General features: G+C 54.5%; 21 protein-coding genes and 1 tRNA gene. 15 read left to right on the forward strand and 7 right to left on the reverse strand.

Annotation, left to right across the window (positions count from 1 at the left end):
* The first annotated feature begins 286 nt into the window (after positions 1 to 286).
* From leuS to holA, 3 genes are read left to right on the forward strand one after another with little or no spacing between them, the layout of a single operon-like run.
* Entirely contained in the window at positions 287 to 2,779 is a 2,493-nt protein-coding gene (leuS, locus tag ACTRXA_RS12470) for a leucine--tRNA ligase (protein ID WP_442427501.1), read from the forward strand.
* Positions 2,780 to 2,789: 10 nt separating this feature from the next.
* A complete protein-coding gene (gene lptE / locus ACTRXA_RS12475; RefSeq protein ID WP_442427502.1) occupies positions 2,790 to 3,305 on the forward strand; it encodes an LPS assembly lipoprotein LptE in 516 nt (171 codons plus the stop codon).
* Between the two features lie 13 nt (positions 3,306 to 3,318).
* Complete coding sequence (gene holA, locus ACTRXA_RS12480; protein WP_442427503.1) at positions 3,319 to 4,323, forward strand: DNA polymerase III subunit delta; 1,005 nt, start codon at positions 3,319 to 3,321, stop codon at positions 4,321 to 4,323.
* A gap of 96 nt (positions 4,324 to 4,419) precedes the next feature.
* On the opposite strand, the gene rpsT is transcribed toward holA, so the two are convergent.
* Together rpsT and ACTRXA_RS12490 are read right to left on the reverse strand one after the other, a co-directional pair.
* Positions 4,420 to 4,692, reverse strand: coding sequence for a 30S ribosomal protein S20 (gene rpsT, locus ACTRXA_RS12485; RefSeq protein ID WP_442427504.1), 273 nt, complete (start codon positions 4,690 to 4,692; stop codon positions 4,420 to 4,422).
* Between the two features lie 111 nt (positions 4,693 to 4,803).
* Complete coding sequence (locus ACTRXA_RS12490; protein WP_442427523.1) at positions 4,804 to 5,283, reverse strand: GlcG/HbpS family heme-binding protein; 480 nt, start codon at positions 5,281 to 5,283, stop codon at positions 4,804 to 4,806.
* A 254-nt stretch (positions 5,284 to 5,537) separates the two neighbouring features.
* On the opposite strand from ACTRXA_RS12490, the gene ACTRXA_RS12495 reads away from it, so the two are divergent.
* The 6 genes from ACTRXA_RS12495 to ACTRXA_RS12520 all read left to right on the forward strand — a co-directional run bounded on the left by ACTRXA_RS12495 (position 5,538) and on the right by ACTRXA_RS12520 (position 10,745).
* A complete protein-coding gene (locus ACTRXA_RS12495; RefSeq protein WP_442427505.1) occupies positions 5,538 to 6,170 on the forward strand; it encodes a hypothetical protein in 633 nt (210 codons plus the stop codon).
* A 153-nt stretch (positions 6,171 to 6,323) separates the two neighbouring features.
* Positions 6,324 to 7,289, forward strand: coding sequence for a YbgA family protein (locus tag ACTRXA_RS12500; protein ID WP_442427506.1), 966 nt, complete (start codon positions 6,324 to 6,326; stop codon positions 7,287 to 7,289).
* Between the two features lie 69 nt (positions 7,290 to 7,358).
* A complete protein-coding gene (locus ACTRXA_RS12505; RefSeq protein WP_442427507.1) occupies positions 7,359 to 7,847 on the forward strand; it encodes a hypothetical protein in 489 nt (162 codons plus the stop codon).
* A 62-nt stretch (positions 7,848 to 7,909) separates the two neighbouring features.
* Positions 7,910 to 7,982: transfer RNA gene (locus ACTRXA_RS12510), tRNA-Ala, on the forward strand.
* A gap of 95 nt (positions 7,983 to 8,077) precedes the next feature.
* Positions 8,078 to 9,091: a methyltransferase gene (locus ACTRXA_RS12515; RefSeq protein ID WP_442427508.1), complete on the forward strand. Its 1,014-nt coding sequence runs from the start codon at positions 8,078 to 8,080 to the stop codon at positions 9,089 to 9,091.
* Positions 9,092 to 9,191: 100 nt separating this feature from the next.
* Complete coding sequence (locus ACTRXA_RS12520; RefSeq protein WP_442427509.1) at positions 9,192 to 10,745, forward strand: SulP family inorganic anion transporter; 1,554 nt, start codon at positions 9,192 to 9,194, stop codon at positions 10,743 to 10,745.
* Between the two features lie 152 nt (positions 10,746 to 10,897).
* On the opposite strand, the gene ACTRXA_RS12525 is transcribed toward ACTRXA_RS12520, so the two are convergent.
* Complete coding sequence (locus tag ACTRXA_RS12525; RefSeq protein WP_442427510.1) at positions 10,898 to 11,497, reverse strand: cytochrome P460 family protein; 600 nt, start codon at positions 11,495 to 11,497, stop codon at positions 10,898 to 10,900.
* A 216-nt stretch (positions 11,498 to 11,713) separates the two neighbouring features.
* Here ACTRXA_RS12525 and ACTRXA_RS12530 point away from each other — a divergent pair, with 216 nt between their 5' ends.
* Both ACTRXA_RS12530 and ACTRXA_RS12535 read left to right on the forward strand, forming a co-directional pair.
* A complete protein-coding gene (locus ACTRXA_RS12530) occupies positions 11,714 to 12,301 on the forward strand; it encodes a TetR/AcrR family transcriptional regulator (RefSeq protein WP_442427511.1) in 588 nt (195 codons plus the stop codon).
* A 96-nt stretch (positions 12,302 to 12,397) separates the two neighbouring features.
* On the forward strand, positions 12,398 to 13,468 hold the full coding sequence (locus ACTRXA_RS12535; RefSeq protein ID WP_442427512.1) for a methyltransferase domain-containing protein: 1,071 nt from the start codon (positions 12,398 to 12,400) through the stop codon (positions 13,466 to 13,468).
* Between the two features lie 98 nt (positions 13,469 to 13,566).
* On the opposite strand, the gene ACTRXA_RS12540 is transcribed toward ACTRXA_RS12535, so the two are convergent.
* A complete protein-coding gene (locus ACTRXA_RS12540; protein WP_442427513.1) occupies positions 13,567 to 13,992 on the reverse strand; it encodes a thermonuclease family protein in 426 nt (141 codons plus the stop codon).
* Between the two features lie 241 nt (positions 13,993 to 14,233).
* On the reverse strand, positions 14,234 to 14,716 hold the full coding sequence (locus ACTRXA_RS12545) for a cytochrome P460 family protein (protein ID WP_442427514.1): 483 nt from the start codon (positions 14,714 to 14,716) through the stop codon (positions 14,234 to 14,236).
* 129 nt (positions 14,717 to 14,845) lie between these two features.
* Here ACTRXA_RS12545 and ACTRXA_RS12550 point away from each other — a divergent pair, with 129 nt between their 5' ends.
* Both ACTRXA_RS12550 and ACTRXA_RS12555 read left to right on the forward strand, forming a co-directional pair.
* A complete protein-coding gene (locus ACTRXA_RS12550; RefSeq protein ID WP_442427515.1) occupies positions 14,846 to 15,436 on the forward strand; it encodes a MarR family winged helix-turn-helix transcriptional regulator in 591 nt (196 codons plus the stop codon).
* 54 nt (positions 15,437 to 15,490) lie between these two features.
* The gene (locus tag ACTRXA_RS12555) at positions 15,491 to 15,877 is read left to right on the forward strand and encodes a hypothetical protein (protein ID WP_442427516.1); all 387 of its coding nucleotides are present in this window, start codon (positions 15,491 to 15,493) and stop codon (positions 15,875 to 15,877) included.
* A gap of 41 nt (positions 15,878 to 15,918) precedes the next feature.
* On the opposite strand, the gene ACTRXA_RS12560 is transcribed toward ACTRXA_RS12555, so the two are convergent.
* A complete protein-coding gene (locus ACTRXA_RS12560; RefSeq protein ID WP_442427517.1) occupies positions 15,919 to 19,206 on the reverse strand; it encodes a hypothetical protein in 3,288 nt (1,095 codons plus the stop codon).
* A gap of 13 nt (positions 19,207 to 19,219) precedes the next feature.
* Here ACTRXA_RS12560 and ACTRXA_RS12565 point away from each other — a divergent pair, with 13 nt between their 5' ends.
* Both ACTRXA_RS12565 and ACTRXA_RS12570 read left to right on the forward strand, forming a co-directional pair.
* The gene (locus ACTRXA_RS12565) at positions 19,220 to 19,354 is read left to right on the forward strand and encodes a hypothetical protein (RefSeq protein WP_442427518.1); all 135 of its coding nucleotides are present in this window, start codon (positions 19,220 to 19,222) and stop codon (positions 19,352 to 19,354) included.
* A gap of 280 nt (positions 19,355 to 19,634) precedes the next feature.
* Positions 19,635 to 20,012 carry a hypothetical protein gene (locus tag ACTRXA_RS12570; protein ID WP_442427519.1) on the forward strand — a complete coding sequence of 126 codons (378 nt, stop codon included), beginning with the start codon at positions 19,635 to 19,637 and terminating at the stop codon, positions 20,010 to 20,012.
* Between the two features lie 87 nt (positions 20,013 to 20,099).
* Here the strand turns inward: ACTRXA_RS12570 and ACTRXA_RS12575 are convergent.
* A partial coding sequence (locus tag ACTRXA_RS12575; protein WP_442427520.1) for a hypothetical protein occupies positions 20,100 to 20,639 on the reverse strand: 540 nt, incomplete at its 5' end.

The raw sequence follows: 20,639 nt of genomic DNA on the forward strand, positions 1-20,639 counted from the left end.
ATCCCGAACACAGTGAGGGATCTCGATGCTTTTTCCAGTCTCATCCAAAAGTCACCTTTCGCTTGCGCTCAAGGTGACAAACCGAAACGGTATAAGCCCCCCAGCCCCCTTCGGAGAAGGGGGAGTCCATCCACTTGTGTTCTTATCCGTGTTCATCTGTGTGTATCTGTGGTTAATTATGTTATTCGCTCCTGGCCGGGTCCGGGTGGAAACGGCGGGCGGTTTTGGTTACTATACGGGTTTCTGATTCGATCCACCTTTTTCTCCACGAGGACCCATCCCGACCATGCAGGAATACGATCACAAAGCCATTGAAGCGCGCTGGCAGGAGCACTGGGAAAAGAACCGGTCGTTCTCCGTCACCGAGGACCCGTCGAAAGAAAAGTACTACCTCCTCGAGATGTTCCCCTACCCCTCCGGGCGCATCCACATGGGCCACGTGCGCAACTACACCATCGGCGACGCCCTCGCCCGCTTCAAGATGATGAAGGGCTACAACGTCCTGCACCCCATCGGCTGGGACTCCTTCGGCATGCCCGCGGAAAACGCCGCCATCCAGCACAAGTCGCACCCCGCCAAATGGACGCTCGAGAACATCGACACCATGCGCACGCAGCTGAAACGGCTGGGCCTCAGTTACGACTGGACCCGCGAAGTGGCGACGTGCAAACCGGATTACTACAAATGGAACCAGTGGTGCTTCCTGAAATTCCACGAACGCGGCCTGGTGTACCGCAAGAACTCGACCGTCAACTGGTGCGAGTCCTGCCAGACGGTGCTCGCCAACGAGCAGGTCATCGACGACCGGTGCTGGCGTTGCGACAACGTGGTCATCAAAAAGGAACAGGAAGGCTGGTTCTTCAAAATCACCGAATACGCCGACCGCCTGCTGGAGGGATGCAGGGAGCTGGAAGGCGGCTGGCCGGAACAGGTGCTGGCGATGCAGACCAACTGGATCGGCAAGAGCTACGGCGCGGAGGTGGACTTTGCGGTGAAAGGCACAAAGGAGACCATCCGCATTTTCACCACGCGGCCGGACACGCTGTGGGGCGCGACGTTCATGGTGCTGGCGCCCGAACACCCGCTCACCAAAAAACTGTCGCGCGGCACGGAACAGGAACAGGCAGTCGATGACTTCATCAAGAAGGTGCAGAGCCAGGACACCATCGCCCGCACCGCCGAGGGCGGCGACAAGCTGGGCGTGTTCACCGGCGCGTACGCCATGAACCCGGTGAACGGCGAGTCCATCCCGGTGTGGTCGGCCAACTTCGTGCTCATGGATTACGGCACCGGCGCGATCATGTCCGTCCCGGCGCACGACCAGCGCGACTTCGAGTTCGCCAGAAAATACGACCTCAACATCCGCGTCGTCATCGAACCGCCCGAGGGCACCCGCGACCCGGCGCACCTGAAAGAAGCGTTCACGGAAGAGGGACCGATGATCCAGTCCGGCGGCTTCGACGGCCTCGTCGGCGAAGAAGCGCGGCTCAAGGTATGCGACTACCTGAAGACCAAGAGCATCGGCGAGCGCACCATCAATTACCGACTGCGCGACTGGGGCGTGTCGCGGCAACGCTACTGGGGCACGCCGGTACCGATGGTGTTCTGCGACGCCTGCGGCACGGTGCCGGTGCCGTACGATCAGCTCCCCGTCGAGTTGCCACTCGATGCGCAACTGGGCGAACGCGGCCAGTCGCCGCTCAAAACGCTCGACAGCTTCATCAACACCACGTGCCCGAAGTGCAACGGCCCGGCAAAACGCGAGACCGACACGCTCGACACCTTCATCTGCTCGTCTTGGTACTTCGACCGATACACTTCGCCGCACACCGACGACGCGCCGTTTAAAAAGAAGGCAGTCGATTACTGGATGCCCGTCGATCAATACATCGGCGGCATCGAGCACGCCATCCTGCATCTCCTGTACTCGCGGTTCTTCCATCACGTGTTCCGCGACCTGGGGCTGGTGCAGTCGAACGAACCGTTCTCGCACCTGCTCACGCAGGGCATGGTCATCAAGGACGGCGCGAAGATGTCGAAGTCGAAAGGCAACGTGGTCGATCCCGACCGCATCATCGAGCGTTACGGGGCGGACACGGCCAGGCTGTTCATCCTGTTCGCCGCGCCGCCGGTGAAAGACCTGGAATGGAGCGACCAGGGCGTCGAGGGCTGTTCGCGGTTTTTGAAACGCGTGTGGCGGCTGTTCGCAGAGCTTGCGGATTCCTTGCAGGACGTCGAGCCGGGCAACGGCGGTGATGCGCTTCCCGACGAGTTGAAAGAACTCCGGCGGCAGACGCACGTGACCATCAAGCGCGTGACGGACGACGTTGAAAAACGCATGCAGTTCAACACGGCGATCGCGGCGACGATGGAATTCGTCAATCACCTTTATACATTCAAGGACGGGTGGAACGCGCAAAAGGCCACGGCCGAACACAAAGCCGTCCTCAGGCAGGCGATGGAATCGCTCGTCCTGCTCATCAGCCCGTTCGCGCCGCACGTCGCGGAGGAGATGGCGTCGCGGTTGAAATTTTCCAAGGCGACGCACGAATGCGCCTGGCCGGTGTTCGAGACACAATACATGCAGGCGGACGAGATGACCATCGTCGTGCAGGTGAACGGCAAGGTGCGGCAGAAGTTGTCGGTGCCGTCGGAGATTGCCGACGACGACCTCAAGCAGCAGTGCCTCGGCGACGAACGCGTCCGCGAATGGCTGAACGGCAAGGAACCGAGGAAGGTGATCGTCGTCCCCAAAAAACTGGTGAACATTGTTGTCTAGAGCTCCGATCATGACCTTGCGCACTGCTTTCAGCTTACTCTTTCTTATCCTGCTTCCCGCCTGCGGGTACCAGCTGGCAGGCACGGGTGCGTCGCAACTGCCGCCGCACCTGAAAACCATCGCCATACCCGTGTTCGACAACGTGTCGCAGGAACCGGTCATCAACCGCAACCTCACCGAACGCGTGCGCCAGTCGTTCCTGCGCGACGGCCGCCTGCGACTGGTGAAGAGCGCCGCGAACGCCGACCTTCTTCTGACCGGCAAGCTGACGGCATACTCCATCCGTGCCGTGGCTTTCGATGACCGCGACGTGGTCACCGAGTACTGGGTGTACATCGACATCGACGTGGTGGTGAAGGACCAGGTGAAAAACCGCACGCACCTCAAGCAGACGCTCAAGACGCGCTGGGACTACCGCCCGAGCATCAACGTCATCGACGCCGAGGCCTCCCGCCAGGCGGCGTTCCTGCAGGCGTACCGTCTTCTCGGCAACCGGCTGGTGAGCCTCATCATCGACCAGTTCTAAAGGAGCTCGCGCCGTGACCGCACTGGAACTCATCCGCGCTTTGAACGGCGGCACGCGGTATCCGGTTTACTTTCTTTACGGCGAAGAGGATTTCTTCTCGCGCGAATTGCTGCGCCTGCTCACCGACCAGCTCATCACCCCGGACAACCGCGACTTCAACCTCGAAACCTTCGAAGGCAAGACGAGTCATCCCAACGACTGGATCGAGGCGGCGAAAACGTTTTCCTTCCTGGGCGGCGACAAGCTGATCATCGTGCGCAATTTGGATGAAGCGTCCTTCACCGACGCCGACATCCAGGCGTTGATCGACTACACGAAAAACCCCGCGCCTGACGCGTGCCTCGCGCTGACCGCACGCAAGGCCGACCGCAAACGCAAGCTGTACAAACACCTCGCGGGCTTGCCGGGGGCGGGCGATTGCTCGGCGCCGAAAGAAGGCGAGCTGACGATGTGGATCAAGAACCGCGCCAAGAGCCTGGGCTACGCGCTGGAAACCGACGCGGCGCAGACATTGCTTTCACGCATCGGACCGAAGCCGGGCATCCTGGCACAGGAGCTGGACAAAGTGATCACCTTCGCCGGAGGCAACAAGACGCTTACGCAGTCAGCGGTGGCGGAGGTGGTGGGCGCGATCAAGCTGGAGTCGGTGTTCGACCTGACCGACGCGTTGAAAGAAAAAAACGCCGACCGCGCGTTGCGTCTTCTGCGCAACCAGCTGGCGCACGGCGAGGAACCGGTGAAGGTGCTGGGTATGATCGCGTGGCAGTTCCGCTTGATCTGGGAAGTGAAGCACCACCAGCAACAACGCGTGCCGCGCCAGCAGATCGCGAAGGCGATGGGACAGAAACCGTTTCTGGTCGATCAGGCGCTCCGCTTCACCGGCAACTTCACGGAGCGGCAACTGCGCAATGGGTTTCAAAGCCTGTCGGAGGCGGACATCGAACTCAAGTCCACCGGCAAGGCGCCGGAAGGCATCCTCGAATCACTGGTCCTCAAACTCTGCGCCAAGACGGAGTGATGCACTCGACCGGGCGGACCCGGAGTTATAGACGGGAAGGAAATAATAAAGAGGGTGGCGGGCCGTCAACCGATCCGCCTGGGCGAGCCGGGAGGCTCAACCGGAAGCGGACAGTTTGTTGACCTGCCGGGCAAGGCCGGAGATTTTGCGCGAGGCGGCGCGTTTGTGCAGGACGCCTTTGCTGGCGACGCTGGAAATGGTTTTGGTCGCGCTGTGCAGGGCTTTCTCGGCGGCGTCTTTGTCCTTCTTGGCGACCGCTTCCAGCACTCTCTTGGTTTCATTCTTCACGCGCGTGCGGTTGGCGGTGTTGCTTGCGTTGCGTTTGATGTTCTGACGGTTCCGCTTGAGTGCGGATTTGTGGTTAGCCAACGAAACTCTCCTTGATAAAACAAATACCTGGAACGGGTTTTCGGGAAAATGAAAGAAAGTATCTTACCCCATCCGGCCCGGCTTGAGAAGGGGAAAATCGACCGAAAACGCTCATTCCGCGCCGATGGCCTTCAGCCCCGCCCGGGCGCAGGTTTCGTCGAACTGGTCCCCCGGCGCGCCCCCAACGCCAATGCCGCCAACCAGTTGCCCGTCCAATTTGATGGGCAGGCCGCCGCCTAAAATCAGGATCTTGTCGTTCATGTCCCTTAAAGCCTGGATGCGCGGCACTTTGACCAGCAGTTCGGCCAGTTCCATGGTCGGACGGCCCAGGCTGGCAGAGGTGTAGGCTTTCTTGAAACTGCTGTCGGGGGTGTGCGCCCCGGCCCCGTCATGACGCAGCAGTGCCTTCACGTTGCCGCCGCGGTCCACCACGGCGACGCTCACCCGATAATTGTTTTTGGAACACTCGTCCAGGGTCGCCAGTCCGGCCTTGATGGCCAACTCCAGCGGCAGGGCCTTGATCTCCGGCAGGGCATTCGCCTTGGCGGTTCCCGGCAGGGCGCCATTCAACAGCAACGCCGTCATTCCCATCGCCCAAAAGATTCCAGCCCGTCGTCCCATCCTTCACCGCCTTTCCGCTGTCAGCCAAAAAAAATGAGGATGTCCACAAAAAGGCCCTTCCCGCAGGGACATCCCAAAACCGCGGGAAGAGCGCACGCCTGTTACTCCATAAATTATCGCGACCGGCGCCGCGCAATCAACCGGAATTTGAACGTCAGCCTCGCTTCCTCCCCGCGTCGCGGGGTGGTACAATGCCCGTCCTGACTTCATTTTGAGGAGTCCCCGTGCGCAAATACATTCTACTGACTCTCCTGTTCTGCCTGGTTCCCCTGCGGGCGTGGGCCCTGGAAGTGACCCCCTACCTCAACCTGTTCCCCGTAAACCCCGCTTTCGTGATGGGGTCCAAGCTGAAAAACCCGGGCACCGGAGCCACCATTGCCGAACCGGATTACAACGTCAGCCTGGGTTTCTTCGGTGCGCTGGGCCTGATGTTCAACGAAAGGTTTCTTCTGGAAGTCGAGGTCGGCACCACCACCCTGGAGATCGGTTCCTTGTCCGGCGCGCAGGGAGAAGAGGGCGACCAGTTGAAGATCGACAACCTCCTCATCAACGCCTACTACCGGAGCCGGGGCTGGGAACACGAAACGGGCTTGTTCACCTACCACTATTATTTCGGCGGCGGCGCCGGGCAGGCGAAGCAGGACCTGTTCCTTGCCAACGTCACCCGCGGAAGCGACCAGTCGATGGCCTGGCAGGCGGTGCTGGGGCTGGAGCTCGCTCCCACCCACATGCGGCAGGGGGTCAACGGTTCGCTTTTGTTCCAGTACAAATTCCTGTCCATTGCCGACGGCCAGCTGGGCGCGGTGGAAGCGGGCCACAACGCGCATTTTCTCTCTATCGGCATCCGCTTTTACTGACCCCTCTGCGAGAGGAGGACGAGGATCCGCAGACATGATTCAAGAAACAATCCATTTCCTCAGGTCTGGCCTGGAGAGCCGGCATTTCTCCATGCGGAAAAGGCCTCTGTTTCTATATAATGAATAGATATTATTTCGACGGAGTGCTTCGCCATGCCCGTATCGCCGGAAACCGAAAAAATCCGAATCGGGGTGAGCAGTTGCCTTTTGGGCGACCCCGTCCGCTGGAACGGCGACCACAAACGCGACCGTTACCTGACGGAGATACTGGCCGCTTTTTTTGAATGGGTGCCGACCTGCCCGGAGGTGGACGCGGGCATGGGCACACCGCGCGAAACCGTGCGCCTGCACGGCACCCCGGAGTCGCCGCGCATGGTGGGAACGAAGACGGGCACCGACTGGACCGCCGCCATGCGCCGCCTGTCGAAGATGCGGTCCCACGAACTGGCGAAGATGGACCTGTGCGGTTACATCTTCAAATCGAAATCACCCAGTTGCGGCCTGAGCCGCATCAAGGTATACACCGACACGCCCACCGTCCACCACAACGGACGCGGCCTGTTCGCCGAAGCGTTCGTGAATACCTGTTCGCGCGTTCCTGTGGAAGAGGAAGGTCGCCTGCACGATCCTAAAATCCGCGAAAACTTCATCGTCCGCGTCTTCGCCTACCACCGCCTGCAAAATTTGCTGGGCGAACGCTTCTCCCGCGGCGCCCTGGTGAAATTTCATACCGAGCACAAGTTTCTTTTGCTGGCGCACAGCCGCAAACATTACAACGCATTGGGAAAGCTGGTGGCCGAGGCCAAACAGCATTCGCCTGCGGAGTTGAAATCCCAATACGCCGACACCTTCATGGACGCGCTGGCGGCGAAATCGACGATCAAAAAAAACGTGGATGTCCTGCAACACATGCTGGGGTTTTTCAAAAAGGCGTTGTCGAGTGAAGAAAAACAGGACATTTTGGAAACCATTGAGGATTACCGGCAGGGCCTCGTGCCGCTGGTGGTCCCGGTGACCCTGGTGCGTCATCATGTTCGCACGCACAAGGTAGAGTACCTGCAGAACCAGGTGTACCTGAACCCGCATCCGAAAGAACTGATGATCCGCAACCACATCTAGTGCGTTGGCCGTATGGATACAAACCGTTTTCCGCTTCACCGGAAATTCAATCCTTGAAGGAGTTTTTTTATGGCTGCATTGTTCCGCACCGTTCTGGCTTTTGCCTCAGCATTCGCATTTTTTGTAGCGCCCGCTTTGGCTGAGGAGTCCATCGAGAAGGAAGGCGTCTTCATCCATACGCTGCAGGAATTTCCGGATTGCCGGGCGGATACATTGAAGCTCAAATACCACATCAAAGAAGAAAACGGACAGCCGCACGTTTCCGCCGCCTTTCAGTGGCAGGCCGACAAGGAAAGCGCCCCCGACTGCATGCCGAAAGACGCCAAAATCGCCCTGCAACTGTTCAGCAGGTCGAGTCACGTCAAGAACATCAACTTCCAGCCGGAGATTTTGAAATCGGGTCAAGGTTACGGAAAACCGGATGTCAGCGTACGCAAGTGGGACAAGTTTTTATGTGGATGGGGCCGGGAAGATGTGAACGACTGCTATTCCGAAGAGGAAGCTAAAAAGTTTTTGAATTCGGGCTACAAGATCGTGGGTTTCTATGTCTGGCGGTGACGGGTTTTCGCTCCGCAGTCATTTTGAATTTTAATCGTTGCACCACCACGAAATTGGAATAGGGGGCTGTGGCGCAGTTGGGAGCGCGCTTGAATCGCACTCAAGAGGTCGGGGGTTCGAATCCCCCCAGCTCCACTTTTGTTTAAAGGCCTGCAAGCGGGCCTTGTTCCTTTCCAAAACCAGGGGGCTTGCCGCACCGGCAGGCCGCGTAAAAAAGGGGGATACCATCCATGACCGATCCGGTTCGGCCTGACAGAATCATGCAGATGGGACTTGGCTTCTGGAGCTCGAAAGTTTTACTGAGCGCGGTGGAGCTGGGCGTCTTCACGCTTCTTGGAAAAGATTCTTATTCACTCGAAACCCTGAGCGAAAAAACCGGCCTCCACTCCCGCTCCGCCCACGATTTTTTCGATACGCTGGTGGCGCTGGGCCTGCTCCACAAAGCCGACGGCTGTTATTCCAACACGGCGGAGACGGTGCAGTATCTGGACCGGTCCAGTCCGTATTACATCGGCGGGTTCCTGGAGATGGCCAACAGCCGCCTGTACCGGTTCTGGGGCGACCTGACCTTGGGACTGAAAACCGGCCTGCCGCAGAACGAAATCAAACACGGGGAACCCGGCCTGTTTGAAGCGGTTTACGGCGATCCCGCCAAGCTGAAAGAATTCCTCCGCGCCATGACGGGGCTCAGCATGGGCGCGAATGTCAACGTCGCCGCCAAATTCCCCTTTGAAAAGTACAAGACCTTCATCGATGTGGGCGGTGCGCAGGGTGGCCTGCCGGTGCAGGTGGCGTTGAAACATCCGCACATCACCGGAGGCAATTTCGATCTCCCCGTCGTGCAACCGGTTTTCGACGAGTACGTGGCGTCCTTTCAGTTATCCGACCGCTTGCAATTTTTCCCCGGCAACTTTTTTGAAGACGACCTGCCGATGGCCGACGTCCTTTCCATGGGTCATATCCTGCACGACTGGGATTTGAACGAAAAACACACGCTGATCCGCAAAGCGTACGATGCGTTGCCTGAGGGCGGCGCGTTGATCGTTGTCGAATCGATCATCGATGACGAACGGCGGGAGAATGCGTTCGGCCTGCTGATGAGCCTCAACATGCTGATCGAAACCCCGGGCGGGTTCGATTTCACAGGAGCGGATTGCTGTGGGTGGATGGAACAGGCGGGCTTTCAAAAAACCGAGGTGGTGCACCTCGCCGGGCCCGATTCCATGGTCATCGGGTTCAAATAGTTTAAAAATTCGACATTCCTCGCGCTCCGGTTTGAATCAAACCATTCTGTTTTTGATTCAGGTCGTTTTGTCACCTTTTTCGTTATTAACGTGAGGGATCATGACTGAACCGAAACCTGAAACCGGTTTGGGAGTTTTTGAAAATATCAAGCACGACCTTCCGGCGAGCGTCGTGGTGTTTTTCGTCTCCTTTCCTTTGTGCCTGGGTATTGCGCTGGCATCGGGTGCGTCCCTGTACTCAGGCATCATCGCAGCCATCGTCGGCGGCATGGTGGTGCCGCTGTTCAGCGGATCGGCCCTCGGGGTGAGTGGACCGGCGGCGGGCCTCACTGTCATTGTCTTCACCTCCATCGAAAGAGTCGGGTTCCCGGCGTTCCAGGTTGCGGTCGTTCTGGCCGGCCTGTTTCAGGTTGTGCTGTACCTCGCGCGCACCGGATTCATCGCCTACTTTTTCCCTTCCTCCGTCATCAAGGGAATGCTTTCGGGCATCGGCATTCTCATCCTGGTGAAACAGATTCCCCACGCGGTCGGTTACGAAGTGGATAAAGCGATCGGTATTTTTCAGGACAAAGGTTATGTGACCTATGCCGCCTTTCGAAGCCTGTTCAATCATTTGTCGGCGGGAGTCATCATCATCTGGGCGGTGTCGATGGCTCTGCTATTGCTTTGGGAGCGGCCTTTTTTCAAATCGCGCCCTGTCTTCCACTGGGTGCAGGGTCCGCTGGCGGTGGTGATCCTCGGCGCTGTGGTCGCCCGGTGCTACGAGATGTTCTTTCCTTCACTCGTACTTCCTGCAAAATATTTTGTCAATATTCCGGTTCACACCGAGCTGGCTCAATTTTTCGGCCAGTTTTCCTTTCCCGACTGGAGCCACCTGCACAACCCGGATGTTTACCAGATCGCCTTGACCCTGGGGCTGGTCGCCAGCATCGAGACCCTGCTCTGCCTGGACGCGACGGACAAACTGGATCCGTTCAAGCGGATCAGTCCCGCCAACCAGGAACTGAAAGCGCAGGGCATCGGCAATATGTGCTCGGGATTGATAGGAGGACTGCCCATCACGCAGGTCATCGTGCGCAGTTCCGCCAACATTCAATCCGGCGGCCGCACCCGGCTTTCCGCATTTTTGCACGGGGTTTTCATCCTGCTGGCGGCGATGACCCTGCCCGCCTACCTGAACATGATTCCGTTCGCCAGCCTCTCCGCCATCCTGATGGTGGTGGGATACAAACTGGCCAAGCCGATCCTCTTCAAAGAAATCATCAACCTCGGCTGGTACCAGTCGATCCCCTTCTTCGTCACCCTGCTCACCATTCTCATGAGCAATCTGCTCAACGGGATCATACTGGGGTTGACCGTCTCCATGCTGTTCGTCCTCTGGGAGAATTACAAGTTTTCGCATTACTACCGCCAGGAAAAAGAAGACGGCCGCATCGTATTCAAGTTGTCCGCGAACGTTTCTTTTTTGAACAAGGCCAACATCCTGGAAGCGTTGAACGCCTTGCCGAAGGGCTCCCGCGTCCTCATTGACGCCAGCGAAACGGAGTACATCGATTACGATGTGATGGAGATCATTGAAAACTTCAAAGCCAACTCTCAGGGAAACGGAGTGGAGGTGGAAACCCTCGGCCTGACCCGTGACAAAACGTACTGATTCCGGCTTGCTTTCCATTCCACTGTTCCCGGTCAAACCTTTGCCAGGAGTGTGAAAAAAAAGACCGGGCATTGCTGCCCGATCCTTTTTCAGCATTCATTAAGGACGAACCGTATCCTGGTCCCACTTCCCGCCTGGCTTGAACATCCCTGTCACTTTTTCTGAAACACGGGATAGCCGAAGGTGTAGATCCATTTGTCGGCGTCGGCGGCATGGGCCGGCGCCATATCCCGCGCCGGCAGGTGGCATCCCATGCAATCCTTCTTGTAGTCGGTGGACACGGTTTTCGCCGGGTTGTCGGCCATGAACAGGGACCATGCCCAGCCGTCGCCCCACAGTTTCGAATCCTGGAAGCGGCCTTCCGTATCCCGCACCAGCACGAACCAGCCCTTCAAATCCGTGGCGTGGCTCACCGCCGGTCCGGTGGTCATCTCCATCGTTTGGGTGCCCAGCAACTCCTTCACCAGAACCGCGCCGTCGGGAAACTTCCCATGCTCGCGGTAGTAAGCAAGGGTTTCCGGTTGCGTGTACACAACATGGTATTCCTTCGCGCCGGGCCCGCCTTCGGTATTGGCGTGGGACCAGGTGCCAAGCACCGGCCAGCTGGTGTAACCCTCCGGAACGCGCAGGTCACCGGTTTTCATATCGACATTCGGGGCAAAGGGCTTGCTGCCCGCACCCAGCAACACGCCCACCGCACCGAGGGCCAGCAGGAACAGGAACGCACGAATCACAACTTTCGTTTTCATCATTGAACACTCACTATCAGGGTTTATCGAAACGGGTAAACACGGTGGCCTTCGGCTGCCGGGCCGGTTTCTGCCGTCCAGCCGCACTTGCCGCCACACCTGCGCTTTGTAGGGGCTGAAAGCGGTTCCTTACACGATTTGAAAAATTTTTCGACCCGCTGCCAGATTTTTAAAAAATTCCTGTTGACTAAACCGACTGGTTGGTCTAATATTCATGGCATGGAATTCAGCAAGACCCAGGAAAAGCTGTTGCGCGCCGCGCTGCCCCTCATTCTGTCCCGGGGCTATCCGGCCACCACCGTCGATTCCATCTGTGAAAAGGCAAAGGTGAGCAAGGGCAGCTTCTACCATGCGTTCGGATCCAAGGAGGAAATGGGGCTTTCCCTTTTGAACTGGTACCACCAGGGTGGGGGACACAACATTTTCGAAGGTGCGTTCAACGACCTGGAAGATCCCGAGGACCGCATGTTCGGTTTCCTGGACCATGTGGAAAAACTGTCGAAGGAATTCTGGGGCAACGGCTGTCTGCTGGCCAGCCTCGGGCTGGAACTGGCCGACACCAGCCCGAAGATCCGCGCGGAAGTGGCCCAGATTTTCAAAAAGCTCGGCCAGCGACTGGAAACCATTTTTGAACCGGCCGCCAACGGGTCTCCTAAAAACGGGCATCCCTCGGCGAAACATCTGGCCGAACAGTTTCTGGTGATGCTGGAAGGTTCCATCGTGCTGGCCCGGGCGAACAAGAACTGGAGTGTGGTGAACCGGGGATTCCAGAGTTTCCGCAGTCACCTGGAAAGCCTGACGGGATAAAAAAATTTTGGCAAAAAATAAACCGACTGGTTGGTTTAATGGGAGGAAAGGGTTCAATCCTAAAACAATGAACGTTCTCTTGGGGAGGAGACAAACATGACAACGCAACACGCAACGATAGACGAAAACAAACTTCATGAATTCATGGGAAAGATGGTGGGTGATCTCGGCGCCGCCGCGACCAGCGTGCTGGTGATCCTCGGACAGGAACTGGGACTCTACCGCGCGCTGGCCGGGCACGGTCCTTTGACCGCTTCTGAGCTGGCACGGAAAACCGGCACCGCGACACGGTACGTGCAGGAATGGGCGGCCAACCAGGCGGCATCGGGTTACATCGAGTACGATGCGGACACCGAATGCTTTTACCAGACGCCGGAGCAGGCCGCGGTGTTCTCCGACGACGACAGTCCGTTTTTCATGGGCGGCGGATTCTACTCCATCGCCTCGTTGTTCTCCGACCAGCCGAAGCTGGTCGACATGTTCCGCACCGGCCAGGGGGTTTCGTGGGGTGACCACGACTCCTGCCTGTTCTGCGGCACCGCGAAGTTCTTCAAGCCGACGTACAAGGCCAACCTGCTGTCGTCCTGGATCCCGGCGCTCGACGGAGTGCAGGCCAAACTGGAACGGGGCGCGAAGGTGGCGGACGTCGGCTGCGGCTACGGTCATTCCACCCTGATGATGGCGGAAGCGTTTCCCAATAGTCAGTTTTTCGGGTTCGATTTCCACGCACCTTCGATCGAACACGCCCGGCACCTGGCAAAAGAAAAGGGACTCGGCAACGTGACCTTTGATGTCGCCAGGGCCAAGGACTTTCCAGGAGAAAATTACGACCTGGTCACCTTCTTCGACTGCCTGCACGACATGGGCGACCCGCAGGGTGCGTGCCAGTATGTTCGCGGCAAGCTCGACAGGGACGGCACGTTGATGATTGTCGAGCCCATCGCGCAGGACACGCTGAAAGAAAACCTGAATCCGGTCGGACGCGTGTACTACGCGTTCTCCACCACGGTGTGCACGCCGTCGTCCCTGAGCCAGGAAGTGGGACTGGCCCTCGGCGCGCAGGCTGGGGAAAAACGCCTGCGCGAGGTGGTGACCGGCGGCGGGTTCTCCCGGTGCCGCCGCGCCACCGAAACGCCGTTCAACATGATCCTCGAAGCGCGTCCCTGAAAACCGTTGGTCCCCGCAACAAAAAAGCCCGGCCTCATCGCCGGGCTTTTTCCTTTTATCAATCGAAACACACCAGGTCCTGCGCTCTTCGCGTTCCGTCAGATCATGTATTCCTGCGCGAAGCCCTGTTTCACCAGATCTTCGTTGAGCGACTTGCCATCGACAAAAATCTCGCACAGCCAGCGGCCGTATTTTTCCCGCTTGTCGGAGTACACCTTCACCTCCACCCAGCTGCCCACCGGAATTTGTTTTTTCACAAAATCGGACGCCGCCTTGCCGCGTTTGTACTCCGCGCTGCTGCGCTTGACCCCATACACCTCCGGCGTGTCCACACCGAGCAGGCGGAAGCGTTCGCGGAACGTCACCTTGAAACCGACATCCACATCCAGCTCAATCGTATCCCCATCGACCACGCGCTTCACCCGCGCCCAGTACTGGTACGGCTCCACCACACGGGGCTTGTTCTCCGCCGTCAGTTCCCGCTTCATCTTGTTCATGACCTGTTTCGGTTTGGTAGAAGGCATGTTTTGGCACCGCCATTTTTGTGTTTGAAATGAGAGACGCCCTTTTAAAGAACAGGGAGACGCCGCGCGAAAGTGCATTTCCAGGAGATGAAGAAACCGCCCATGGTGGCAAAAGATATATGCTTAAACCGAAACTTGCAAACAGAAATATTAAGGTGTGCCAATTTACGCTGAAAAAAAACAAAAGGGTTCCGGTTTCGCGGAACCCCTTTGCCAAAGTTGCTTTGTTTTAAAACCCCCCTTATTTGCGGTAACGCGAAAATACGAAATCGTGACCTTCTTCCGCGGTGTGGCAGGCATAACAACCGGTCCCGCCGTCGGTGACGATGCGCTTGGTCTGGCTGTCGCCGGCGAAGGCCTCGAAGCCCCAGCCGCCGGTTTTGCCGAACGCGGCCCCGTCCTTCTGCATCACGCCGATCAGTTTGCGGCCTTCCTCCTGCAGGGTTTTGCCGGCTTCCCTGTAATTGAGGAGGTCGAACACCAGCACCGATCCATCCGGGAAGGCACCGGTTTCAAATCCTTTCACCGCTTTCGGGTTGGCATACACATGGTGTATACCCTGAAAGGGGTTCTCCAGCGGGTGACCGGGCTGGATCACCATCGACTTCACATGCGTCCAGTCGCGGTACCCATCCGGGTAATCCACTTTGTCTCCGCCCGCCTGCATCGGCGAAGCCATAAATAGCATTGCGCCTGCGAGCAGGCCTGCAAACAACCGGTTCATCGTCTCGTCTCCTTAGTCAAAATGGGAATGAAATCATGCATCGCTTTTTAGTATCGACTCAAAACTATATTAAAGATACCCGGAACGAATTATTTTGTCAATTTCTATTCCCTTGGCTACAATGCATTCATGAGCGCGTCTCTACTACACGACTATATAGAACGGATTTCGCACCTCATCCGTTCCGAAACCCGCATCGCTGGAACCGACTTCGACCTGCAACCCATTCAGCTCGACGTTCTCCACTACCTCACGCGATCCAACCGGTATTCAAACACGCCGCAAAGCGTGACCGATTACTTCGGCCTGACCAAGGGCACGGTGTCGCAGACCATCAAGGCGCTGGAGAACAAGGGACTGCTTTTAAAAACGCCGGACAAGAAGGACGGCAGGAAGGTGCACCTCAGCGTCACCCGCACCGGCAGGAAACTGCTGGACAAGGCCATGCCCGCGCGGGTGGTGGCGGGCGCGTGGGGAGAACTTGCGGAGGATGACCGCGACCGGCTTCTCGCCGACCTCAGTCAACTGCTCTCAAAAATGCAGGACGCCAACGGCATGAACGCCTTCGGCGTGTGCCGCACCTGCCGTTTCAACACGCAGATCAGCGACACCAAATTCTTCTGCGAACTCACGCAGGAACCGCTTTCGGCCACCGACGTCACCCTGCTCTGCCGCGAGCACACCGTCCCCGCAGAGGAAGCCGAACCCGTCGAACGGTAAGTCCTTCCATCCCGGGCCGGACGGCGGACGGGAACCCACCAACTGCAAAGAATCATGAATTTGTACAAAGCGTGGAAACCGTTTGAAAACATCCCGGCGCCCCTGTACCTGGAGTCAATGGTGAAAGACGGCGACGGCCTGCGGCTGGTGCTTTACGATGGATCGGTGGAGGGACGGCGGTTGCGCATCCACTTCCAAGAGGTTCTGGCGTTTCGCAATGCGAACGAGAAGTGCCTGCTGAAAACCTGGGAGGAGAACGAAAGCTGGGAGGGTCACTCCAGTCTACTGACCGTCGAGGACTCGGAGTTGGTGGAGTGGTTGCACGAACAGAGCTTCGGCATGTTTGCGGATCGCGCCATCACGCATTACGCCATCTACACCCCCCACGACTGCCTCGATGTTCTTTCCTTCCATACTCCTGATGTGCAATGTAGATATTGAGAGGGCTGATGAACCACTTAATGGTTTATTAAACTCATTTTTTAAGAATCTAAAACTATTTTATAGCCAATAAATTTGTCACTCCTTTTAAATTCAAACCGCTCAAATATTTGCACATGAACTCGCTCTTGTAAGTACTCCCTCTTTTTCTCTTCATCCCCAATTTCATTTAACCATTCTAATGGGCTTGAAATAAACTCTTCCATTTTTTCCTCATTTTCAGAGAAATCCTGAATATCCCAGAAAAACCCTTGTATCTGGGATTCCTTATTATCTCCCTGTGCAAGGGGCGACAATTGAATGATTTTTCCCAACGACTTTTTATTAAGTATCAATAAAAAACTTCCTATACTGCGATGATGGGCTTCAAAAACCGGGATTTTATTATTTGCAATATAATACCACCCTATAAAGCCATTAACTTTGAGTTCCTTAACAGACTCATCCCATTTTGGTTGAAACCCATCTCTTTGATCAAAGAATCGCCAAATAGAAATTTTGGAAGCCAAAATAAAAATCTCATCATAATTACCAGCATCTTTAAGTTTCGCATCAAACTCATCCTCCAAAATTTCTTGGCACCCTTCGATAATTTTTTCTAAAAGAACAAAATTTTCAAATGAAGCTATATCTCTGCCCCAGTTACCTCCAAAATTGCCAAAATGGACATGCCATTCATCAAACAACGCCGCTTTATCCTCAACAATATTAATTCCAATTCTCGCCATGCCATTAACTGGTCGCTCTGGCTGATTATCTATTAATTGGTAATATTGAAAGATAGATCGAATAATGGCTGCCTGGGAAAATGCCGATAAAAAAGCAGCCCTAAATTCATCGACCTTGGTTTTTGAAATCGGCTTACTTCTTTTATTTTCTGCATCTTTCTTTTCCTGCTCTTCTTTCACCCTACAAAGCAATCCTTTAAAGGATTCGACCTTACCTATAGCTTCTTGCGAAAGAATACTATTCCATTTTCCCGGATTTAATCCTATATCATCTAAAATATTTACAAGAGACCGGCTTCCTCCAGCCAAATATGCAAGCTCTCTATTTAGTGGCAATTTGATCCTTTGAATTTCGTCCTGTTTTTTTGTCGAAAGCAAGGAAAGGCCCTTAATTGCATAAAATGTTTCCAGCTTTCTTGGCATTTGCACGGAATACACTTCCCCCTCTGATCCCCTTTCCCACCAACCCCAATTCCAAAAATCTATAGTTTCAAAAGAATGACATTTTGAAAAAATATTAGTCAATTCCACTATGTCATCAGAAACGGCCACTGCCAACAAATCATAATATTCCTTCAAATTATTTTTTCCAGACAAGGTCTCACTTAGAAGCCAACTAGACAATCCAAAAAACATTTGCTTTCTTCTTGAATCAAATTCTTTAAGCAAAAGTCGCCCTTCTAATTTTCCCTTCAGCACTCTTCTTTCTTCAGAAGATTCTTCTAAAGCCTCAATCTTCGATTCAAGGTCCTCAATTTCATAGACATCCTCACTTAAAGAAAAGCGATCAAATAATTTAAGTGCCGCACTTTTAAAATTTTTTATACCTTCAAAATCGTTTCTCTCTATTGCCGTTTTATGTAGATTCTGAAAAACTTTGAGCAAGAAAATCCCATAACCCTTAACCTCTTCCAATCCATTGCTTTTTAAAAACCCTTTTTGAATTTTTGGCTCAACATAAAAGTAGGAAATATCTTGCAAATATCGCCAAGATCTATCTTTTAATAAATTCCTAATACCCTCATTCTTCTCGCTTAAAGCGGATGCATAAAGCATTTCTGAAAAGACTACAAATTCTTGAAATAAATAATGATCATCTTTTTTATTTGATCTGATCGCAATTGCCATAGGCAAATAGACAATTTTTTGTATGATCTCCCTGTCCTCACTCTTGATTGATTTTTCAATAAGGTCTCTTACGTCATTCCTGAGCCACTGCACTTGCTCCCATCCACCAAGCAAGGAACTTCTTTCTATTAAAGCTTGACTAGAAGTAAACCCGCCCCCAAACCTTGAGACATTTTCTAAAAACTCGTCTGCTAATTTTTTATAGAGCTCGGCCAACTCCTGTATTTTTCTCAATTGTCTTTGGTTAATTGCTGAAATAAATTGATCCTTAATACCCAAAAGCTCATAGCTAATTTCTTCGTTAAAATTATCTGACGGTCTAATAATAAACGCCCGCTCTACCAAAGGTTGGATTCTTTCTAACTTCTTTTGTTCCTTAACAAGCCTCTTATCAAGACAAATAAGAATTTTATTTTCCTCATTCACAACATCATGAAAATGTTTCAAAAGGTATCGCGCATCATTTTTTGGTAAGCATGCAGTTTCAATCTCTTCCGCCTCACCTTCCTCACCAACGTTAATCCCAGGCTTTTCCGTCCCACTGAATGAGTAATTATTTTCTCTTCCTTCGCTATCAATAAAATCAGCAATTTGCCTCAAGGCGTTTAAGTCCACATCAAAAATCACTCCTACTTTCTCAGTAGTTAAACAAAAATAATTGTCTGTTTCAGTTGCAAACAAAGGATTAAATTTTAATTTAATATCATTATCATTTAGCCTTGATAGCAAAATATTATTTCCAATTCGTTCGTCAATAGCTAGATCAATGCTTTGCCGAAGCCTTTGGGTTAATACTTGGGATTTTTTCTGGGCAAACTTATATTTGTTTAACAAAATAGAAATTATTTTGTATAAAGAAACAATAGCGAACACACCAATTATCAAAACAAGAATTCCAACAAAAACATTTATCTCCCCCCAAATGAAACTAAAAAATACTAATATCTCGCCAACAGCCAATGGAAATAGATAACTCTCTTTTAACAGAACACGGGCCTTTTCAGTATCCTCGCTACGCAAACTCTCGGCGACAAAAATCACTAGAGCAAAAATAATTGTTCCTATCCCGGCGTGAATAGCAATCCAATTTTGCTCATTTTCACCTCTAATCAAATCTTCTGGAATATTCAAAAAACAAAAATTTCGCAAACTGTAAAAAATTAATACCCCTCCGAAGTAGATCAGCAATATAAACAAAATTACCGCTAACAAAGATTTCCAAGAGGGGATATAAATTTCAGACAACGTGTCCCTCAGAGTTTCCCCAAAGCGGAAGCTTTTGAGTTTTCTTCGCTCTTCTTTGATAAGCTTGGTTAATCTTTGGCTTTTGAAATTTTTGAATAGCATCATTGAAATTCTTTTCAGATCGGCAATAGAAAAATATGGTATATCGAAAACTTTAATTTCTAAAATATTTATTTTACTGATTAGCTCTACAAACATTTTTCTTATGCCCAACCAACTTTTTTTCATTCTCGTGGCGTCAATGATATTGAACTTTTTCGTGCTGGGGATTTCCATCAACCGGCCGAACTCGTTCTGGCCGGTGTCCATGTCCGCCGTCTCCATCGCGCTCCAGGGCACGGCACTGAGGCTCATCGCTATCAGCTCCATTTCCTGATCGGACGCCCGTACCGCCCACCCTTTCCGGTCTGGCCTCCCCGGCCTGCCGACGCCGATCCTGCGCCGCCCCCTCCTTCCCAACCCGTTGAAATTGCTGATCACGTTCCCCGCCCCGCTTCCTTCCGCGCCGCCCCAATTTCGTTTGAAAGCCTGCCTTGCGGGACCTATGTTTAAAGTATGAACGATTGCGTGTCGCCGGGCTTCGCGGAGTGATGGCATTCCGCCGGGGTCCCGCGCCGCTTTCGACTCCAAGACTTAACTACAGGTGAGATATCGCCATGAAAACCAAACGAGTGGGTTTCATATTGATGGCGGTCTGTCTGCTGTTGGGCTGGACCGTTGGCACCGCCAGCGCCGCCCCGCCCACCGGGGAGATGACGACCGAGGAATGGATCCTGACGCCGGGCACCGCTGCGAGTTGCCCGCATGATTTTATTCTGGAAAACGCGGACACGGAAGCCGTGGAACTGCAACTCATGCTGGGCAACGAGCCCTTCATGCAGGACCGCATCGAACCGAAAGATGCGAAGGCCTACGGCCTGCACCACCACCTTTCCGAAGCGATGACAGAGGGCAAGGAAGTGGACAAGGACGACTGGGCCACGGTGCTCCACACCGGTGAACAGGGATCGCTCAGGATGTACTGCATGCAGTGACGGGCAGTGCCCTGCATAAAAAAGCCCGGCCTCCGGTTATCCGGGGGCCGGGTTTTTATTCTGGCAAATAGAATAGTTCGGACCGCGTCATCCGCCGGCGGTGCCGTCCACGGTCTCCGGCACGGTCCACGAAAAGAACCGTCCGGTCATCACCGCATCGAACCAGTGCTGCCACGCTTCGCCGCTTTTCACCGGGGCGAGCGACAGGGCTTCGTCGGTGAGGCGTTCCTTTTTATACAGCGTCACGATCTCGATGTCGCCGCGAAAGCGTTGCAGGGTGGCGCGGGCACGTTTGCCCTCCTCCAGCAGTTCGATGCGCACCGTTCCCTCGCCGTCTTCGCTGTCGAACACATAAGCGTTGGTGCGGCGGATGTCGCGCGCCCCGGCGGAGAACAACACGGGCCGGATGAACTGCGCCTGCTGACCTTTCACCTGCGTGGTGTGCACCACCACCGCGTACATCGTTTCCTCTCCCTGCCACAACCACACCTGGGTGAGGGTGACGTGCGCCCGGCCACGTTCGGTCAGTTTGCTGTACGTTCCCAGGTACCGCAACGCGCCCGCCTGCGTTTCCGCGTGTTGAAGCGGCGGGGGTTCCTTGAGGAATACCAGGTCCGGCGGCGCGCC

Source organism: Nitrospina sp. P1_D6 (assembly GCF_052156615.1).
Classification (GTDB): Bacteria; Nitrospinota; Nitrospinia; order Nitrospinales; family Nitrospinaceae; genus Nitrospina.

What these genes read in the sequence shown, in the direction of transcription:
- leuS (WP_442427501.1), top strand. Translation starts at nt 287, where the DNA reads ATGCAGGAATACGATCACAAAGCCATTGAAGCGCGCTGGCAGGAGCAC.
- lptE (WP_442427502.1), top strand. Translation starts at nt 2,790, where the DNA reads ATGACCTTGCGCACTGCTTTCAGCTTACTCTTTCTTATCCTGCTTCCC.
- ACTRXA_RS12490 (WP_442427523.1), bottom strand. Translation starts at nt 5,283, where the DNA reads ATGGGAATGACGGCGTTGCTGTTGAATGGCGCCCTGCCGGGAACCGCC.
- ACTRXA_RS12500 (WP_442427506.1), top strand. Translation starts at nt 6,324, where the DNA reads ATGCCCGTATCGCCGGAAACCGAAAAAATCCGAATCGGGGTGAGCAGT.
- ACTRXA_RS12505 (WP_442427507.1), top strand. Translation starts at nt 7,359, where the DNA reads ATGGCTGCATTGTTCCGCACCGTTCTGGCTTTTGCCTCAGCATTCGCA.
- ACTRXA_RS12515 (WP_442427508.1), top strand. Translation starts at nt 8,078, where the DNA reads ATGACCGATCCGGTTCGGCCTGACAGAATCATGCAGATGGGACTTGGC.
- ACTRXA_RS12520 (WP_442427509.1), top strand. Translation starts at nt 9,192, where the DNA reads ATGACTGAACCGAAACCTGAAACCGGTTTGGGAGTTTTTGAAAATATC.
- ACTRXA_RS12525 (WP_442427510.1), bottom strand. Translation starts at nt 11,497, where the DNA reads ATGATGAAAACGAAAGTTGTGATTCGTGCGTTCCTGTTCCTGCTGGCC.
- ACTRXA_RS12530 (WP_442427511.1), top strand. Translation starts at nt 11,714, where the DNA reads ATGGAATTCAGCAAGACCCAGGAAAAGCTGTTGCGCGCCGCGCTGCCC.
- ACTRXA_RS12535 (WP_442427512.1), top strand. Translation starts at nt 12,398, where the DNA reads ATGACAACGCAACACGCAACGATAGACGAAAACAAACTTCATGAATTC.
- ACTRXA_RS12540 (WP_442427513.1), bottom strand. Translation starts at nt 13,992, where the DNA reads ATGCCTTCTACCAAACCGAAACAGGTCATGAACAAGATGAAGCGGGAA.
- ACTRXA_RS12545 (WP_442427514.1), bottom strand. Translation starts at nt 14,716, where the DNA reads ATGAACCGGTTGTTTGCAGGCCTGCTCGCAGGCGCAATGCTATTTATG.
- ACTRXA_RS12550 (WP_442427515.1), top strand. Translation starts at nt 14,846, where the DNA reads ATGAGCGCGTCTCTACTACACGACTATATAGAACGGATTTCGCACCTC.
- ACTRXA_RS12555 (WP_442427516.1), top strand. Translation starts at nt 15,491, where the DNA reads ATGAATTTGTACAAAGCGTGGAAACCGTTTGAAAACATCCCGGCGCCC.
- ACTRXA_RS12560 (WP_442427517.1), bottom strand. Translation starts at nt 19,206, where the DNA reads ATGAAAAAAAGTTGGTTGGGCATAAGAAAAATGTTTGTAGAGCTAATC.
- ACTRXA_RS12565 (WP_442427518.1), top strand. Translation starts at nt 19,220, where the DNA reads ATGATATTGAACTTTTTCGTGCTGGGGATTTCCATCAACCGGCCGAAC.
- ACTRXA_RS12570 (WP_442427519.1), top strand. Translation starts at nt 19,635, where the DNA reads ATGAAAACCAAACGAGTGGGTTTCATATTGATGGCGGTCTGTCTGCTG.